Here is a 17,734-nt window from a genome sequence, read left to right as displayed (position 1 = left end):
GCTCAGTCGAGCAGGTCGTGGCGCACGACGACCTGGTCGCGCTCCGGCCCCACGCCGATCACCGAGATGCGCGTGTTGCTCATGCCCTCGAGGGCCAGCACGTAGTCCTGCGCGTTCTTCGGCAGTTCGTCGAACGAGCGGGCGGTCGAGATGTCCTCCGACCAGCCGGGGAAGTACTCGAGGATCGGCGTCGCGTGGTGGAAGTCGGTCTGGTTGACGGGCACCTCGTCGAAGCGCTCTCCGTCGACGTCGTACGCGACGCAGACGGGGATCTGCTCGAGCCCGGTGAGGATGTCGAGCTTGGTGAGCACCAGGTCGGTGATGCCGTTGACGCGCGTCGCGTAGCGGGTGATCGGCGCGTCGTACCAGCCGACGCGGCGCGGACGCCCCGTCGTCGTGCCGAACTCGAAGCCGCGCGAGCGCAGCCATTCGCCCTGCTCGTCGAAGAGCTCGGTCGGGAAGGGGCCGGAACCCACGCGGGTCGTGTAGGCCTTGACGATGCCGACGATGCGGTCGAGCGCGCCGGGGCCCACGCCCGAGCCGGATGCCGCGCCCGCGGCCGTCGCGGTCGACGACGTCACGAACGGGTAGGTGCCGTGGTCGATGTCGAGCATGGTCGCCTGTCCGCCCTCGAACACGACGACCTCGCCGCGGTCGAGCGCCTCGGCGATCAGGTAGCCGGTGTCGGCGACCATCGGGCGCACGCGCTCGGCGTACGACAGCAGCTCCTCGACGATCTCGTCGACCGTCACGGCACGGCGGTTGAAGACCTTCACCAGCAGGTGGTTCTTCTGGTCGAGCGCGCCTTCGACCTTCTGGCGCAGGATGTTCTCGTCGAACAGGTCCTGCACGCGGATGCCGACGCGGTTGATCTTGTCGGCGTAGGCCGGTCCGATGCCGCGACCCGTCGTGCCGATGTTGCGCTTGCCGAGGAATCGCTCGGTGACCTTGTCGAGCGTGCGGTGGTACGCCGTGATGATGTGCGCGTTGGCGCTGACCTTGAGGCGGGACACGTCGATGCCGCGGGCGCCGAGGGCCTCGAGCTCGTGGAACAGCACCTCGAGGTCGATCACGACGCCGTTGCCGATGACCGGCGTCACACCGGGCGACAGGATGCCGGACGGCAGCAGATGCAGCGCGTACTTCTCGTTGCCGACCACGACGGTGTGACCGGCATTGTTGCCGCCGTTGAACTTGACGACCCAGTCGGTGCGCTCGCCGAGCAGGTCGGTGGCCTTGCCCTTGCCCTCATCGCCCCACTGGACGCCGACGATAACGATTCCTGGCATGGGTATCCCCCTTGCTTTCGCCGGGTTTGCACCGGCTGATGAGCTGGCCCTTCTCGGGCGAGACCATCCTATCGAAGGGGTGTCACAGGGCCTTTTCCGGGGGTGCACAGCACTGGCGGAAAAGGAGCGGACGCTGTCACTCGAGCCTCTCGTGGAGTGTCGGTGGCCGGTGCGACGATCAGAGGATGCCGAAGACCGGTCGCATCCGCAGCGACGACACCCTGAACCCCGCGACGTCCCGCACCCAGGGGCCGCTCGTGCTCGTCGCCGCCCTCGTGACGGTCGTGCTGTGGGCGTCGGCGTTCATCGGCATCCGCGGTGCCGGTCCGCACTTCGACCCCGGCGCCCTGGCGCTGCTGCGCATGGCGGTGGGCAGCGTCGCGCTCGCGCTCATCGCGGTGCGCCACGGCATCCGTCTTCCCGAACGCCGCCACTGGTGGCTCGTCGCGGTGTGGGGCGTCGGGTGGTTCTGCGTCTACAACCTCGCACTCAACGCCGCCGAGCGCACCCTCGACGCGGGCACGGCGGCGATGGTCGTCAACCTCGCACCGCTCATGGTCGTCGTCTTCAGCGGGCTGTTCCTGCGGGAGGGCTTTCCGAAGCCGCTCATCGTCGGAGCCCCGATCGCGTTCCTCGGCGTAGTGCTGATCGGCATGAACTCGTCGACGAGCGACGGGCCCGACATCACGGGCCTGCTGCTCGCCCTGCTCGCGGCCGTGATGTACGCCGGGTGCACGCTGCTGCAGAAGCACCTGCTCAGCGCCGGATCCGACGCGACGACTCTGACGTTCCTCGGCGCCGTCGCCGGCACGGTCGCGCTGCTGCCGTGGACGGGCAGCCTGATCGGCGCCCTGCAGACCGCGCCCCTCGACTCGACGCTCTGGGTCGTGTACCTCGGCATCTTCCCGACCGCGATCGCCTTCACGACCTGGGCATACGTGCTGCAGCGCAGCACCGCGGGGCAGACCTCGGCCACGACCTACGTCGTCCCCGCGATCGCGATCCTCCTGTCATGGGCGATCCTCGGCGAGGTGCCGACGCCGCTCATGTTCGTCGGCGGCGCGCTGTGCCTGCTCGGCGTGCTCGTCACCCGCATGCGGTGGGGCCGCCGAGCCTGATCGCCGCCCAGCACCTCGCATGCGAGGTCGCTCACGCCGGAGCTCTTCGACCCCGCCCCGCGCACCCGGACCCCGCAGAGCGATCCGATTACATATCGCCATTCCGGTCTAGCGATGCGAGCGATAGCGACCGATAAAGTGTGCGGCGGAGGCGAATATGACGACCTGGTGGCCCTACGCACGACTCGCGGCAGCAGTGCTCTCGCTCGCGGCCGTCATCGCACAGCTCTCCCTGACGGTGCAGGTGGCTCTCGAGGCCACGACGCCGTGGGGCTCGCATCTGCCGACGGTGGGCTGGAACTTCCTGAGCTTCTTCACGATCGACTCGAACCTGCTCGCGGCGGTCGTGCTCATCATCGGTGCGATCTGGGCTCTGCGCCACCGTGGCGACACCGAGCCCGAGCCGCGCTGGCTGGCCGTGCTGATCGTCTGCGCGAGCACGTACATGATCGTCACGGGGCTCGTGTACAACACGCTGCTCCGCGGCATCGAGCTGCCGCAGGGCACCACCGTCCCGTGGTCCAACGAGGTGCTGCACGTGGTGTTCCCCCTGTTCCTGCTGCTCGACGTGCTGTTCGCACCGCGGCGACGGGCCCTGCCGTGGAGCACGGTGTTCGTCACCGCGATCTTCCCGCTCGTCTGGGCGGCGTACACGATGATCCGCGCGAACCTCATCACCGCCCCGGCGACCGGCAACGCCTGGTGGTATCCGTACCCGTTCCTCGACCCCCGACTCGTCGGCGGGTACCTCGGTGTCGCGGGCTATGTGGTCGGGATCGCCGTCGCCATCATCGCCGTCGCCTGCTTCGTGGTCTGGATCGGCCGCAGCCGCGGCGGCTCGCCGGTCACCCGCGAGGCGTGAATCTCGCGAGCACGGGGGCGCTCACATGCTGCACAGCACGGTGGCAACTGCCGCGACGATCACGTACAGCACGACGACGGCCACCCACAGCGGTCGTCCGATCGCGTACTCGAGTGCACTGCGCGACCCGACGTCGTCGGCCCTGGCCGGACGCTGACATCGTGCGGTTACGCTGTTTACGGGGGATCTGCGTGACGCGCCTCCCCCGCGCCAGCGAGGAGACACCATGAGTCAGCCATTCCCTGCATCGACCGGCGGTCCGTCCGTGCCGCCGCCTCCCCCCGCGCCGTCCACCCGTGCCGCCGCCTCTGCCGCGCCCCCGTCCCCCGCGGCATCGTCGTCCGTGTCCAAGAACTCCGCCGCTCCCACCGACGCCGAGATGCGCCGCGCGAGCGAGGTGCTGAAGACCGTCTCCGATGCGTACTCCGCGAAGATGGTCGGCCAGGAGCGCCTGCGCATGAGCCTGCTGATCTCGCTGATCGCCGGCGGTCACATCCTGCTCGAGAGCGTGCCCGGCCTCGCCAAGACCACCGCGGCCAGCACGCTCGCCGACACCGTGAAGGCGCAGTTCAAGCGCATCCAGTGCACGCCCGACCTGCTGCCCAGCGACATCACCGGCAACCAGATCTACGACGCCGCGACCGGGTCGTTCCGCACGGTTCTCGGCCCCGTGCACGCGAACTTCGTGCTGCTCGACGAGATCAACCGCTCGAGTGCGAAGACCCAGAGCGCCATGCTCGAGGCCATGCAGGAGCACCAGACCACGATCGGTGGCGAGGTGCACCACCTGCCCCAGCCGTTCCTCGTGATCGCGACCCAGAACCCCATCGAGCAGGAGGGCACGTACGAGCTGCCCGAGGCGCAGATGGACCGCTTCCTGCTCAAGGAGATCGTCGAGTACCCGAGCCCCGCCGAGGAGTTCGAGATCCTCGGCCGCATCGACTCGGGCGTGCTCGATCCCGACCGTCACGTCTCGAGCGCCATCACGCTCGACGACGTGCGCCTGCTGCAGGATGTGGCGAGCCGGGTGTACGTCGACCCCGCGATCCGCAACTACATCGTGTCGATCGCGTACGTCACCAGGAACCCCGCGCCGTACATCGGCGAGGAGCGCGCCCGCTACATCAAGTACGGCGCGAGTCCTCGCGCGAGCATCGCCTTCCTGCAGGCATCGCGCGCACTGGCGCTGCTCAACGGCCGCGCGCACGTGCTGCCCGAGGACATCCGCTCGCTGCGCCACCTCGTGCTGCGCCACCGCGTGCTGCTGACGTTCGAGGCCGACGCCGAGGGCATCCGCAGCGAGGAGATCATCGACCAGATCTTCGCCTCCGTGCCCACCCCCTGACCCGCCGATGCCCAGCCTGATCGCCCAGGTGAAGAGCAAGCTCTTCATCCACTCGTCGCGCAAGTCGCTGCATGCGCTCGACGGCGCCTACGCGTCGCTGCTGCACGGGCGCAGCCTCGACTTCGAGGACCTGCGCAAGTACGAGTACGGCGATCAGGTGCGCGACATCGACTGGCGGGCGACCGCACGGCTGGGCACTCCGCTGGTCAAGCGCCATCGGGCGATGCGGATGCACACGATCCTGTTCGTCGTCGACACCGGCCGCTCGATGTCGGCGCTCGCCCGCGACGAGAGGTCGAAGAAGGACCTCGCGATCCTCGCGACGGGTGCGCTCGGAGTGCTCGCGCTGCGCCACGGCGACGATTTCTCGCTCGTCTACGGCGACGCCGACGGCGTGCGCCGACGCGCTCCTGGCCGCAGCGAGGGCGCCCTCGAGCACGCGCTGCGCACGGTCGACCGGTCGATCGCCACGAGCACCGCGCCGAGCGACCGCGACGCCCTGCTGTCGTACGTCACGCGCACGGTCTCGCGGCGCATGATCGTCGTCGTGGTCACCGACGACGCCCCGGTCACGGCCGAGACCGAGCGGATGCTGCGCCGGCTGCGCGTGCAGCACGACGTGCTCTGGCTCACGCTGCGCGACGCCGATCCGGTGCTCGACCACACCACGAAGACGATCCGCGCCGACGTCGACAGCCTGTGGGAGGTGCCCGACTTCGCCCAGGGAGACCTCGACATCGTGGGCGAGCTGGTCGCACAGGCCCACGCCGATGCCGCGCGCCTCGCCGAGCTGCTCACGCGCATGGAGATCAGCCACGGGGTACTCACCGGTCAGGACGACGCCGTCTCGCAGCTGCTGCAGCTGCTGAACCGGAGGTCGCATGCCCGGCTCTGATGAGCTCTATCCCCCGGCCCAGTACGGCTGGGGCTGGATCCTGCTCGCGATCGGCGTGCTGCTGCTCCTGATCGCCGCCGCATGGGTGGTGGTGCTGCTGACCCGGCCACGCCGCGACCTGACGATCTCCGGTCAGCAAGAGGGGCCGGTGCTGCAGACGACCGACGTGCTCTCGCAGCTGCGCGTGGAGTATCTGCAGAGCATCCAGCGCATCGAAGACGACTATCGCGCGCATACGCTGTCGGCGCGCAACGCCAACCTCGAGCTGAGCCGCGTCGTGCGCACGTTCGTCAACGAGTACAGCGGGCTCGAGGCCCCGGTGCTGGCGCTCGACGATCTCGTGTCCCGCGGCGTGCATCCCGCGCTCATCGACGCGATGCAGCGCCACTACTACCCCAGCATCTTCCGGCAGGGCCCGGCGATCGATCCGCTCGCCGGGGCCGAGGCGGCCAGGGCGGTGGTGCGCTCATGGCACTAGCCAACGGGTGGATGCTGCTCGTCGCCGCCGGCATCGTGGTCGTCGCGGTCGCGATCGGCCTCGTGCTGGGGCTCCGCCGCACCGGCCGCTCCGACGCCCACGAGCAGGCGCGAATCGCGCGTGCCGAGCGCGTGCGTGCCCTTCCGGCCTTCCGCGCGGCGTTGACCCGCCGGGTCGTCGCCCTCTGCGGCATCCTGCTGCTGGGCGTGATCGCGACCGCCTCGGCCGGCGTCGTCGCCGCGAGGCCGATGTCGTCGCAGACCATCCAGCCCGTCAACACCAGCCGCGACATCATGCTCTGCCTCGATGTCTCCGGATCCATGACCGAGGTCGACGTCGAGGTGCTCACCGTCTTCGAGGAGCTGCTGAAGGAGTTCGAGGGCGAGCGCATCGGGCTGACGATCTTCAACAGCTCGCCGGTGCAGATCTTCCCCCTCACCGACGACTACCCGTTCATCCGCGAGCACCTGCAGAGCATCAGGGAGAGCTTCGACTTCGTCGAGCAGACCCCCGAGCACTGGGTCGGCACCATGAACGGCAACGGCGCCTCGCTCATCGGCGACGGTCTCGCGGCGTGCGCGCTCGCCTTCGACCACCCCGACGACGAGCGCTCCCGCTCGATCATCTTCGCCACCGACAACGAGATCAACGGCGCCTCGATCGTGACCCTGCAGGAGGCCGCCGCGTACGCGAAGTCGGTCGGCGTGCGCGTCTTCAGCCTCAACCCCGTGCAGGGCAAGGATGCCGACGTCAGCGCCGAGCTCACCGAGGCGGCCGAGACCACCGGCGGCACCGCCTACGGTCTGCGAGACACGACCACGGTGGAGGACATCGTCGCCCAGGTGCAGGAGCAGGAGGCCACCGCGCTCCAGGGCCAGGCGCAGGTCGTGTGGACCGACAGCCCGAACCTCTGGATCGTCGTGCTCATGGTCGCGACCCTGGCCTTCGTCGTCGTGCTGTGGAGGGTGAGACTGTGATCTTCCAGCCCGTCCTCAGCGTGTTCCTGCTGGTGCTGCTCTTCGCCCCGATCGCGGTGCTCGCGGTACTCGCCCTCGTGAAGGCCCCGACCACGGGCTCCGGCACCAGGGCCGGCGCTCGGGCGCTCTGGGCCATGCGTCTCGTGATGCTGCTCGCGTGCTTCGTCATGCTCCTGCGTCCCGGCATCCCCGGCGGCACCACGCAGACTCTCGCGACGGACACCGACATCGTGCTCGTCGTCGACACCACCGCGAGCATCGTCGCCGAGGACTGGGCGGACGGCGAGCCGCGTCTCGACGGCGTGCGCGCCGACGTGCAGAAGATCGTCGACGAGTATCCGGGCGCGCGGTTCGCGCTGATCACGTTCGACGCGTCCGCCGATGTGCGCATGCCGCTGACGACCGACACGACGGCGCTGATCTCCTCGCTCGAGGTGCTGCGCCCCGAGGTGACGAGCCGCTCCCGGGGCAGCTCGATCGGCATCGCCGCCGAGCAGCTGCACGAGACGCTGGCGAATGCCGCGGCGAACTCGGAAGACCGTGCGCGGATGGTGTTCTACTTCGGCGACGGCGAGCAGACCGCACTGTCGCCCCCGGAGTCGTTCGAGGACAGCGCGGCCTTCACCGACGCCGGCGCCGTGTTCGGCTACGGCACCGCCGAGGGCGGCCCGATGAAGCTGACGACCGGGTCGTTCGATCCCGCCGAGGGCGGGGGCTACATCGAGTACCAGGGCGCGAACGCGCTGTCGGTCATCGATGAGGCGAACCTGCAGACGATCGCGGGCGAACTGGGCGTCGAGTACCAGCACCGCACCGCCGAGTCGGAGCCGGCGCTGCCCGCGGCGCCGTCGACCACCGTCGCCTACTCGGACTCGGGAGAGGTCGGGAACGTCATCGAGCTCTACTGGATCGCCGCGCTGCTCATGGCCGCTCTGCTCGGCGTCGAGCTCGCACGGGCGACCATGCTCGTGGCACGACTCCGGCGGCTCGGGTCGGGACCCCGCTCCGCCACCCGCGCCGATTCCGGTTCGACGACCGAGGGAGGTGCCGCATGACCCCTGAGCAGCTTCCGCCCGGTGCGCCGACTCCGCCGGATGTGCCCGTTCCACCCCGGACGCAACCGCAGCCGGACGCGCAGACTCCGGCCGAGCTCCGCGCCGCCGCCGCATCCGCCCTGCTGGCCTCGAATCGGCGACGGCGTCGCATCCGCCTGTGGATCGGTCTCGGCACCCTGCCTCTCACGCTCGCCGCGCTGCTGTTCGTCGGCAAGCTGCTGAGCATGTACGCCTTCGCGCACCAGTCGATCAGCGCCTACGTGGCAGACGACTACGCCGGGGCCGAATCGGCCGCGCGCGGACAGGAGTTCCTCAACGGGTTCGAGCCCTACAAGGCCCCGTTCAACGTGGGCACGGCTCTCGCCGGGGCCGAGAAGCTGCCCGAGTCGCGGGCGGAGTTCGAGGAGTCGCTGAGCCTCGCGACCGGCCTCGAGGTCTGCAGCGTGCGCATCAACCTGGCGATCGTGATCGAGCGGATGGGCGACGCGGCGCGCCGCGACGGAGACGGCGCCGCCGCCGCCGAGCTCTACGGCGAGGCGCTCACGGTGACGACCGAGATGCCCGCGGAGTGCGACAGCGACGAGGCGCAGGAGCAGTCGTCCGATCCCGACCGCGACATGCAGCAGAGCAGGGAAGACCTCGAGGACCGTCTGAAGCAGAAGCAGCAGGACGAGGAGCAGACTCCGCCCGAGGAGCCGCAGGAGCAGGAGCCGCAGGAGCAGCAGGAGCAGCCCTCGGATCAGAAGATCGAAGATCTCAAGGACCAGCTCGAGCAGGGGACGCAGGAGCGCGATCAGCGTGACGGCGACGACGGCGGCGGCTCGGGGACGGACAAGCCATGGTGATGGACCACGAGAAGCAGCGGGCGCGCTACGTCGCCGGCACCGAGGGCGCACCTCCCGTTCCCCCTCCCGGTGGGTACCGCAACGCGCGGCGATCGCCCGGCCCCGTGCTGCCCTCGCCCGCCGTGCCCGGACTCTCGGCGACCGCCACCGCCGAGCCGTCGTCGAAGCCCGCGAACGTCCTCGGGTGGATCGCGCTCGTCACCGGCATCCTGTTCGCGGTCATCCTGCTGATCACCCTCGCCGCCGGCGGCACCGACGCCCTCTACGGCGTCACGATGCTGACACTGCAGCTGGTCGTCGTCGCCGTCATCGTCGGCGCCCTGTTCTCTGCGCGTGCGCGGAAGTTCGCGGCGATCGCCCTGGCCGTCACCGTGGTGTTCAACGTCGCCACCGTCGGCGGCATCGGCGCCGTGCGCACCTCGGCGACGGGCAGCTATGACGGCATGAAGAGCGATGAGCAGAAGCACGAAGAGGCGTATCCGGGCATCAAGGACCTGGACCCTCGGGATGCCCTCGAGCAGCAGTCCCTCGAAGAGGTGCGCTCCGCGGCCGACGCGCTGTTCGCCGATGTGCGCGAACGGGTCACCGCGGAGTTCGGCTACGAGTGGGTGCAGGTCGGCGATGAGGATCTGCGTCCCGAGCGCAACGGCTACGGCGGCGAGTCGATGCTCATCGAGTACACGTCGGTCGGCTGGGCGACCACCGAGCCGATCCACGACTACGGAGTGAAGCTGCAGGTCATGGACCTGATCGACGACGTCATCGCCGAGCACGGCCTGACCTACCTGTACTCGTTCAACGACGAGTACTCGGGCATCGAGCCGGCGATGAAGGAGAAGCTCTACGGCAGCGCCGATCCGCGCCTGCAGCACACGTGGGAGTACTACGCCGAGAACTACCCCGAGCCGATGCGCTTCTACGCGAACATCTTCGACCTCGCCAACGACACCACCGGCGACTTCCGCGTCGCGCGCGAGGCGCAGAACGCCCGCACGGGCGAGCCGCTGGAGGGCCTGCAGATGGTCGTCATCGCGAGCGGCCTGCTCAGCGACGCGGACAGGGCCGAGTTCGAAGAGCGCCTGCAGGAGTATCCCGGTTTCTAGGGGAGCGTCCCCTTCTGCGGACGGGAATCCCCCTGGCGATATTCCGCAGCCTCGGTAGACTCGGCGGCATGAGTCCCGTGAAGTCTTATGACCCGGGGCGCATACGGGGGGCAGCTGCCGCGGTGCATGACGCCACAAGCGGTATCGCTGACGCCTTGGATGCGCTCGATGCAGAAGTGTCCACACTCCGAGCGGCGTGGAGCGGTGAAGCCTCCGATGCGTACGACGCGGCGCAGGCCCAGTGGTCGGCCCGGCTCGCCGAGATGAACCGCATCCTGTCGCTGGCCGCGGGCGCCGCCGACAACAGCGCCGAGCGCTACGCACGGGGACGATCGAAGATCGAGGCGAGGTGGGCATGAGCGGCACCGAACAGCCCTCGCTCCTCGAGCGGATGCAGCTGCTGCAGGCGCAGAGCGCGGCCCTGCAGGACCAGTTGCGCCAGACGCAGCAGGACGTGGAGCGCGAGCTGGCGCAATACGTCCCGCCGAACCCGGTGCACGTCACGGTGGCGCTCAGCGACACGGGATTCCCGGTGGGCCTGGAGGTCGCCGGCCCCGAGCAGGATCGCACCGCCGCCATCTACACGTCAGCCATCAGCACGGCGTTCCAGCTCGCTCAGGCGACCGGCCCGGCTCTGCCGATCGAGGCGTCGACCGCGATCATCGATGCGATCACCTCGGGCGAGGACCTCCCCGCGACCACGATCTCGGATGACTTCGGACAGTTCTCGGTGACGGCGTCCTTCGGCTCGGTACGCGGGGTCGAGATGAAGGATCAGTGGGTGCAGTCCTGCACCGACCAGCTGATCGCGGAGGAGATCCTCCGCATCGCCCAGCACGCAGCGAAGGCGTCGGACGCCTTCCACCGATTCGAGTAGGGGGAGACATGGCCGATTACGACGAGGAAGCACTGCGCGAGGACGCGAACGGCTCCTGGCAGCCATGGAGTCTGCAGGTGCAGAAGTGGGGCGAGACCATCGACGGCCTCGCACTGGACCGTCAGGCGTTCTCCGTCGCCCCCGGTTCCGATGAGCTGTTCAGCGCCTTCAACACCGCGCTGAGCTCGGTGCGCACCTACCTGAGCGAGGGCGAAGAGGTCTTCGAGGGCATCGCCCGCGCCCTGCTCGACTCCGCCATCGAGTACATGGAGATGGAAGGCTACGCGGCCGACGAGATCGCCCGCGTCGAACGGGAGATGGCAGCGCTATGAGCTACGTCGACGTCCTGCGCGAACAGATCATCATCCAGCTCGACGAGGCCGAGATCCGTGTGCGCGACGCGATCCGCGTCGCGCCGGGCCTCATCCGCCGAGCCGTGGAGGCGGCCGCCAACCACTACCTGGGCACCGTCGCCGTGCTGATCCCCGATGCGGCGATCGACTGGCTCGCCGACCAGATCACCTCGGCCGCCCTCGCCGCTCTGCAGGACTGCCTCGTGAGGATCGCGGTCCTGCGCGAAGCGGCCGCGTACCTCGGCAGTCCCGACGAGCTGCGGGCCGTCGCCGAGAAGCTCGGTGACATCGGCGGATCCGCAACGGCGATGGACATCAACAAGGACGCCCTCGACGGTCTGATGTCGTGGGACGACGGCGAGCCGACCAGGCGCTACGAGGTCGCGGTCGAGAACCAGATCGACGACCTCGCCAAGGTCGCTCCGGCGATGAGCTCGCTCAAGGACGTGCTGCGCACGCACGCCGACGACATCGAGACCTACTACCTCGAGCTGCTGGCGCTCGTCACCGGAGCGGTCGCGGCGATCCTCGGCGTCGTCGCGGCGATCCTCAGCCTCATCGCGGGCGCGCTGACGTTCGAGACCGGCGTCGGTCCGGTGATCGGCATCATCGCCGCCGCCCTGTCCCTCGTGACGGCGATGCTCGGAGTGGTCGTGTCGGGCATCGCCGCGGTGCAGCTGTTCGTGAGTTCGACGCAGGGCACCTCGAACAAGCTCGACGCACTGCAGATCGACATGCTCGAGTGGAGGAAGCCGTCCTTTGCGCAGATCGAGTAGGGCATCGGTCCTGGCGGCATCCGGGCTGCTCGCGCTGCTGCCGCTCATGCTGACGGGGTGCGTCGGCGGCTCGGGACGGCCCGAGCCGACCGAGGTCGTGACGCAGTACCTGTCGGCGATCGCCGAGGGTGACGCCTCGACCGCGACGGCACTGGACGCCGCTGCCGTGGCCGCGCAGCACGAGGGCTCGACGACCGAGGAGGTCGGCGACTTCGAGACGCTGCGCACCGACGCGGTGCTGCAGGGGGCGGAGAGCCGGATCGACAGCGTGACGGTCGAGCCTCGCGCTGCGGCGGTCGGCGGAGACGACGATGTGCGGCGCGTGCTCTTCACCTATGAGCTCGACGGAGAGGAGACGAGCTCGTCGCTGCAGGTGAAATGGGACGAGTCCTCGTCGACGTGGAAGCTCGAGCAGTCGCTGACGCTGTCGATGTCGATCGATGCGGTGCAGAGCAAGGTCTCCCTCGAGCCCGCGCCGTTCCGCATCGGGGGCGTGGACGAGACGATGGCGGCCGATGCGCAGCAGGCGCCCCTGCTGTACCTCGTCTACCCCGGCGTGTATCGCATCACATCCGACATCCCGAAGGAGCTTCTGGTTCCGGGGACCGACACCGTGCAGACGGTGGTCGCCGCGATGCCGGGCGACGTCTTCGTGCAGTTCGACGTCACCGAGCTGCCCTCGAGCTGAGCCTCGCCTGACGCCCACCGCGTTGCCGGGAGCGTCAGGCGAGTGAGAGCCCCGCGGCGAGCGCGAAGCCCAGAACGGTGGCGAGCCCCGTGATGTTCTTCGCCTTCTCCTGCGCATCCGGCACCATCGAGTCGACGAGCATCACGAGCAGCGCACCGGCGGCGAATCCGCCCGCGGCCGCACGGAAGTCGTCGCCGGTCACGCTCGCCAGTGAGAAACCGGCGACCGTCGCGAGCGCGCAGATCACGGCGATGCCGGCCCAGAGCAGCAGCACCCGCGACTTCGTCATGCCGCCCTTGAGGAGGTCGGCCGCCGAGCCGATCGACTCCGGGAGGTTCGACACCACGATCGCGACGACCAGGGCGATGCTGACGGGTTCGCCGGACGCGAGCCCGATGCCGAGCACGAGCTGCTCGGGGATGCCGTCGAGCAGCGCGCCGAGTGCGAGCGGCGCCCCGGCGCCCTGGCTCGTCGACTTCGCCGCGCGCGCGTCGAGAACCCGGTCGGCGAGGTAGTAGGCCAGGGCTCCGACGGCGACGCCGCCGACGAGGGGGATGGGCCCCGCGAGGGCCAGGCCCTCCTCCCACAGCTCGAACGCGATCGAGGCCATGAGCGCGCCGGCGCCGAACCCCAGCACGATGCCGAGCCAGCGCGGCGGCCAGGTGCGCAGCAACGCGAGCACTGCGCCGACGAACAGGGGCGACGCGGCGACGAGACCCCAGAGGATCGCCTGTGACATGTGCGGCCTCCTTCTGCGGACACTCTGCTTCTGTGGACACTCTGTCACGCGACCGGCGGCGGTCGCAGCCCTCAGCCGCTCACGACACGATGGATGCCGAGGTCGGTGCGCCCGGGCAGCAGGTCCGCTCGCAGTGCGCGGGTGCCGCTGTAGTCGCCGTCTCGAAGGCGACGGTAGGGAGTGCTGGGCGATTCGTCGTCGATCCCGGAGAGCCGTTCGAGGAGCCGCGCGCTCTCGCGCTCGACCCCGGCCGCGTCCAGCGCGTCCGCATCGTGGACGACATGCAGGTCGAGCGGCTCGATCCCGGTGTACCAGAGCGTGCCGTGGGTGAGGGGGAAGAGCAGCGAGTCGATGTCGCCGCTGATGCCCCGGTCTCCGATCGAGCGGTCGTCCTCGCCGGCCGTGACGATCACGAGCGCGCGACGACCCGCGAGAGGGCCGTCGCCGTACCGCAGCGGAACACCCGTCTCGGGGTCGACGGGGCCGTACGCGAACCCGTTGGTGAGCACACGGTCGAGCCACCCCTTCAGGATCGCGGGCGTCCCGTACCACCACAGCGGGAACTGGAGCACGACGAGGTCGGCGGCCCGGAGCTTGCGCTGCTCCTCGGTCACATCCGCCGGCAGCCGCCCCGCGGCATACGCGTCGCCCATGAGGTCGACCACGCTGCCCTCCCTCCCGTCGGGGTCACCCAGATCGGCGGCGGCGAGCACCGGGTCGAACCGCTGCCGATAGAGGTCGGTCACCTCCATGTCGTGATCGCGCGACAGCGCCTCGACCCCGTCACGGAACAGCCGCGCGTTCAGCGAGTTCTCCTGGGGGTGGGCGTGTATCCAGTGGACGGTCGGACGTGAGAGGGACATGGGCGGCCTTTCTTCAGCGGGATTCGAGGCGTCAGCGGGATTCGAGACGTCAGCGGGATTCGAGGACGGGAGGCTTCGCCGCAGCCCTCCGGAGCGGCAGGAGCGCTGCGGCGACGACCAGGCCGGTCGCGACGAGGAGCGCGACGAGGAAGCCGCGGGACCCGACGATCGAGGCGATCGTGCCGAGCACGGCGATTCCGAGACCGCCACCGAGGGCGAAGCCGACCTCCTGGATCGCGCCCACCTGGCCCGCGTCGTCGTCGGTCGTCACGTCGAAGAGGGTCGTGGCGGCGAGTGTGGCGGCGATCCCGAACCCGACTCCCACGAGCACGAGAGGGAGCGCGACGAGGTCGACCCCCACGGCGAGCCAGGCGAGCCCTGCCCCCTGCACCACGAGCGCCCCCACCGTGAGCGTCGGTGACGTCAGCCACCGCAGGAACAGGGGCGCGAGCACCCCGCCGAGCGCGATCGCGACCGCCTGCGGAAGGATCGCGATGCCGGCTTCGGCTGCGCTGAAGCCCCGGGCATCCTGCAGGTGCAGACTCACCAGCAGCACGGATGCCGTCGACACACCGCTGCTCGCCACGATGCGCACGATCGCGGGGCTGAACCCCGGCACGCGGAAGAGTCTCATGTCGATGAGGGGATCGGCGAGACTGCGCTGCCGGCGGATGAAGAACACGAGGGTCGCGACCGCGACGACCCCGGCGATGCCCCCGGCGAGCGGCGCCGCGAGCACCTCGTGCAGCGCGAAGACGAGAGCCCCGAGGGCGACGATCGACGACACGATGCTGGGGATGTCCCAGGACGGAGCACGAGAGCTGCGGGAATCCGGCACGAGGCGGATCGCCAGCAGACCGGCGATCACCGCGAGCGGCACACTCCCGAGAAGCAGCCAGCGCCAGCCCGGTCCCTCTGTGACGAGGCCGCCGAGCACCGGGCCCAGAGCACTGCCGGCGCCGAAGGTCGCGGTCCAGAGCCCATACGCCAGCACGCGCTGACGTGCGTGATAGTGCGCACCGATCGTGGCGACGACCCCGGCCACGACGAAGGCCTCCGAGACGCCGAGGAGCGCGCGGACGACGATGAGCAGCATCCCGTCCTGCGCGAAGCCGCCGACGAGGTTGAGCGCGGCGAAGCCGGCCAGGCCGAACAGCACGATCCGCTTGCGGCCGAATGCGTCGCCGATGCGGGCGGCGATGATCAGGGTCGCCGCCAGAGAGAGGGCATAGATGTCGACGATCCACAGGGCACCGCTGTCGCTGAGCACGAGGTCGCCGCGGATCGCCGGCAACGCGGTCGACATGCTGCTGATCGCGAGAGCCCCGATCAGGATGCCGAGGAGCAGCGGGATCATGGCGAGCCACGGATGGAGGGTCGTGCGGGGTCGAGCGGAAGGCGTCGGGAAGGTCACCCCCTCAGTCTCGAGCGAAGGTACACTTCTGACAAGTACGGTCATTCAGGGTACATAGTGACCGAATGGATACCATGGTGCAGCGGAAGGCGGACCCATGAGGGAGAAGACGGAGCGCATCGTCCGGGAGTGGGGAGACGCCTGCGACGCCGAGGTCTCGATCGCCGTGCTCGGCGGGGCCTGGAAGCCCAGCATCCTGAGCCTTCTCGGCGAGCATGAGGTGCTGAGATTCGGCGAGCTCAGCCGGCTGCTCGACGAGCCGACCGCTCGTGTGCTCACCCGGCAACTGCGCGAGCTCGAAGACGACGGGCTGCTCCTCCGCACGGTCTACCGACAGGTCCCGCCCAAGGTCGAGTACCGACTGAGCGACCTGGGTCGGGGATCGATGCCGCTCGTCCAGGCCCTGACCGACTGGGGTGGCGGATACGCTGCGCACCAGCGACGCGAACTCGAACGACTCGACGCCGAGCCCGAAGCCCTCGACGCCGCCGACGCGCGGTGACCCCGACGGCGCGTCCGAAACAGCCGACACGCCGCCGATAGACTGGGAACCATGTCCAAGGTCCTCCAGTCACTTCCCGTCGGCGAGCGCGTCGGCATCGCCTTCTCCGGAGGACTCGACACCTCCGTCGCCGTCGCGTGGATGCGCGACAAGGGCGCCGTCCCCTACACGTACACCGGCGATCTCGGGCAGTACGACGAAGACGACATCGAGTCGATCCCCGGCCGGGCGCTCGAGTACGGCGCCGAGGCCTCGCGTCTGATCGACTGCAAGACCGCCCTGGTCGAAGAGGGCCTCGTCGCCCTCTCGTGCGGCGCCTTCCACATCCGCTCGGGCGGCAGGACCTACTTCAACACCACGCCTCTCGGTCGCGCCGTCACCGGCACGATGCTCGTGCGGGCGATGAAGGAGGACGGCGTCGACATCTGGGGCGACGGCTCGACCTACAAGGGCAACGACATCGAGCGGTTCTACCGCTACGGCCTGCTCGCCAACCCGCGCCTGCGCGTGTACAAGCCGTGGCTCGACGCCGACTTCGTCACCGAGCTCGGCGGACGCAAGGAGATGAGCGAGTGGCTCGTCGCGCATGACTTCCCGTACCGCGACTCCGTCGAGAAGGCGTACTCGACCGACGCGAACATCTGGGGCGCCACGCACGAGGCGAAGACCCTCGAGCACCTCGACGTCTCGCTCGAGACCGTCGACCCGATCATGGGCGTGAAGTTCTGGGACCCGTCGGTCGCGATCGAGACCGAAGACGTCTCCGTCACGTTCGAGGCCGGTCGCCCGGTCGCCCTCAACGGCGTCGAGTACACCGACCCGGTCGCGCTCGTCATGGAGGCGAACACGATCGGCGGACGCCACGGCCTCGGCATGAGCGACCAGATCGAGAACCGCATCATCGAGGCCAAGTCGCGCGGCATCTACGAGGCTCCGGCCATGGCGCTGCTCTTCATCGCCTACGAGCGCCTCGTCAACGGCATCCTGAACGAGGACACCCTCGCGACGTATCACGAGCAGGGCCGCCGTCTCGGCCGCCTGATGTACGAGGGACGCTGGCTCGAGCCGCAGTCGCTCATGCTGCGCGAGTCGATCCAGCGCTGGGTCGGCCTCACGATCTCGGGCACGGTCACGATCCGCCTGCGCCGCGGCGACGACTGGACGATCCTCGACACCACGTCGCCGAACCTGTCGTACGGCCCCGAGAAGCTCTCGATGGAGCGCGTCGGCGACGCCGCCTTCGGCCCGGTCGACCGCATCGGTCAACTGACCATGCGCAACCTCGACATCGCCGACTCGCGCTCGCGCCTCGAGCAGTACGCGGGCCTCGGCCTCATCGGCGGCGCGACCGGAGAGCTCGTCGGGCGTGTCACCGCGGGTGAGTCGAGCGAGATCACGGGCGCGGTGGAGGGCTCGGTCTCCGAAGCCGACGAGAACCTGGCGGATGCCGTCGACAACGCCTCCGAGGGCGCGGCCTTCGACTCCGGCACCGACTGACACGCGGTCGGCCGCAGCCGACTCGCGGCGCCCTCTCGGCAGCTCGTCGATGAGAGCC

General features: G+C 69.5%; 20 protein-coding genes. 16 read left to right on the top strand and 4 right to left on the bottom strand.

The features are described 5' to 3' along the window. Positions 1-2: 2 nt before the first annotated feature. Positions 3-1,289, bottom strand: coding sequence for an adenylosuccinate synthase (locus HWD99_RS08145; protein WP_241795726.1), 1,287 nt, complete (start codon positions 1,287-1,289; stop codon positions 3-5). A gap of 185 nt (positions 1,290-1,474) precedes the next feature. On the opposite strand from HWD99_RS08145, the gene HWD99_RS08140 reads away from it, so the two are divergent. From HWD99_RS08140 to HWD99_RS08075, 14 genes are all read left to right on the top strand, one after another. Then, a complete protein-coding gene (locus HWD99_RS08140; protein ID WP_241795725.1) occupies positions 1,475-2,407 on the top strand; it encodes a DMT family transporter in 933 nt (310 codons plus the stop codon). A 157-nt stretch (positions 2,408-2,564) separates the two neighbouring features. Continuing rightward, positions 2,565-3,269, top strand: coding sequence for a Pr6Pr family membrane protein (locus tag HWD99_RS08135; RefSeq protein ID WP_241795724.1), 705 nt, complete (start codon positions 2,565-2,567; stop codon positions 3,267-3,269). Positions 3,270-3,648: 379 nt separating this feature from the next. Further along, positions 3,649-4,614, top strand: coding sequence for a MoxR family ATPase (locus HWD99_RS08130; protein WP_194764514.1), 966 nt, complete (start codon positions 3,649-3,651; stop codon positions 4,612-4,614). A 7-nt stretch (positions 4,615-4,621) separates the two neighbouring features. Beyond that, positions 4,622-5,509: a DUF58 domain-containing protein gene (locus HWD99_RS08125; RefSeq protein WP_241795723.1), complete on the top strand. Its 888-nt coding sequence runs from the start codon at positions 4,622-4,624 to the stop codon at positions 5,507-5,509. Next, positions 5,496-5,987, top strand: a complete 492-nt coding sequence (locus tag HWD99_RS08120) for a hypothetical protein (RefSeq protein WP_241795722.1) — start codon at positions 5,496-5,498, stop codon at positions 5,985-5,987. The genes HWD99_RS08125 and HWD99_RS08120 overlap by 14 nt, the downstream gene beginning before the upstream one ends. Continuing rightward, positions 5,978-6,964, top strand: a complete 987-nt coding sequence (locus HWD99_RS08115; RefSeq protein ID WP_241795721.1) for a VWA domain-containing protein — start codon at positions 5,978-5,980, stop codon at positions 6,962-6,964. Before HWD99_RS08120 ends, HWD99_RS08115 begins: the two co-directional genes overlap by 10 nt. Further along, positions 6,961-8,019 carry a VWA domain-containing protein gene (locus HWD99_RS08110; RefSeq protein ID WP_241795720.1) on the top strand — a complete coding sequence of 353 codons (1,059 nt, stop codon included), beginning with the start codon at positions 6,961-6,963 and terminating at the stop codon, positions 8,017-8,019. The genes HWD99_RS08115 and HWD99_RS08110 overlap by 4 nt, the downstream gene beginning before the upstream one ends. Then, a complete protein-coding gene (locus HWD99_RS08105) occupies positions 8,016-8,864 on the top strand; it encodes a hypothetical protein (protein ID WP_241795719.1) in 849 nt (282 codons plus the stop codon). The genes HWD99_RS08110 and HWD99_RS08105 overlap by 4 nt, the downstream gene beginning before the upstream one ends. Further along, positions 8,858-9,967, top strand: a complete 1,110-nt coding sequence (locus HWD99_RS08100) for a hypothetical protein (protein WP_241795718.1) — start codon at positions 8,858-8,860, stop codon at positions 9,965-9,967. Before HWD99_RS08105 ends, HWD99_RS08100 begins: the two co-directional genes overlap by 7 nt. 68 nt (positions 9,968-10,035) lie before the next feature. After that, a complete protein-coding gene (locus tag HWD99_RS08095; RefSeq protein WP_241795717.1) occupies positions 10,036-10,326 on the top strand; it encodes a WXG100 family type VII secretion target in 291 nt (96 codons plus the stop codon). Beyond that, a complete protein-coding gene (locus tag HWD99_RS08090; RefSeq protein WP_241795716.1) occupies positions 10,323-10,844 on the top strand; it encodes a hypothetical protein in 522 nt (173 codons plus the stop codon). Before HWD99_RS08095 ends, HWD99_RS08090 begins: the two co-directional genes overlap by 4 nt. A gap of 8 nt (positions 10,845-10,852) precedes the next feature. Then, a complete protein-coding gene (locus tag HWD99_RS08085) occupies positions 10,853-11,176 on the top strand; it encodes a hypothetical protein (RefSeq protein WP_241795715.1) in 324 nt (107 codons plus the stop codon). Continuing rightward, positions 11,173-11,973, top strand: a complete 801-nt coding sequence (locus HWD99_RS08080; RefSeq protein WP_241795714.1) for a hypothetical protein — start codon at positions 11,173-11,175, stop codon at positions 11,971-11,973. The genes HWD99_RS08085 and HWD99_RS08080 overlap by 4 nt, the downstream gene beginning before the upstream one ends. Continuing rightward, positions 11,957-12,661 carry a hypothetical protein gene (locus HWD99_RS08075; RefSeq protein WP_241795713.1) on the top strand — a complete coding sequence of 235 codons (705 nt, stop codon included), beginning with the start codon at positions 11,957-11,959 and terminating at the stop codon, positions 12,659-12,661. The genes HWD99_RS08080 and HWD99_RS08075 overlap by 17 nt, the downstream gene beginning before the upstream one ends. A 34-nt stretch (positions 12,662-12,695) precedes the next feature. Here the strand turns inward: HWD99_RS08075 and HWD99_RS08070 are convergent, their stop codons facing one another. The 3 genes from HWD99_RS08070 to HWD99_RS08060 form a co-directional block, all read right to left on the bottom strand. Then, positions 12,696-13,400: a ZIP family metal transporter gene (locus tag HWD99_RS08070; RefSeq protein ID WP_241795712.1), complete on the bottom strand. Its 705-nt coding sequence runs from the start codon at positions 13,398-13,400 to the stop codon at positions 12,696-12,698. 71 nt (positions 13,401-13,471) lie between these two features. Further along, positions 13,472-14,263, bottom strand: coding sequence for an NAD(P)H-dependent oxidoreductase (locus HWD99_RS08065; RefSeq protein ID WP_241795711.1), 792 nt, complete (start codon positions 14,261-14,263; stop codon positions 13,472-13,474). A gap of 49 nt (positions 14,264-14,312) precedes the next feature. Then, a complete protein-coding gene (locus HWD99_RS08060) occupies positions 14,313-15,677 on the bottom strand; it encodes an MFS transporter (protein ID WP_241795710.1) in 1,365 nt (454 codons plus the stop codon). A gap of 97 nt (positions 15,678-15,774) precedes the next feature. Between HWD99_RS08060 and HWD99_RS08055 the strand changes: the two genes are divergently transcribed. Then, on the top strand, positions 15,775-16,179 hold the full coding sequence (locus HWD99_RS08055) for a helix-turn-helix domain-containing protein (RefSeq protein WP_241795709.1): 405 nt from the start codon (positions 15,775-15,777) through the stop codon (positions 16,177-16,179). A gap of 51 nt (positions 16,180-16,230) precedes the next feature. Continuing rightward, on the top strand, positions 16,231-17,676 hold the full coding sequence (argG, locus tag HWD99_RS08050) for an argininosuccinate synthase (protein ID WP_241795708.1): 1,446 nt from the start codon (positions 16,231-16,233) through the stop codon (positions 17,674-17,676). The last annotated feature ends 58 nt before the right edge of the window (positions 17,677-17,734 follow it).

The sequence above is a fragment of the Microbacterium sp. C5A9 genome, from assembly GCF_022627955.1.
GTDB lineage: Bacteria > Actinomycetota > Actinomycetes > Actinomycetales > Microbacteriaceae > Microbacterium.
This window is presented reverse-complemented; position numbering and strand designations above follow the sequence as displayed.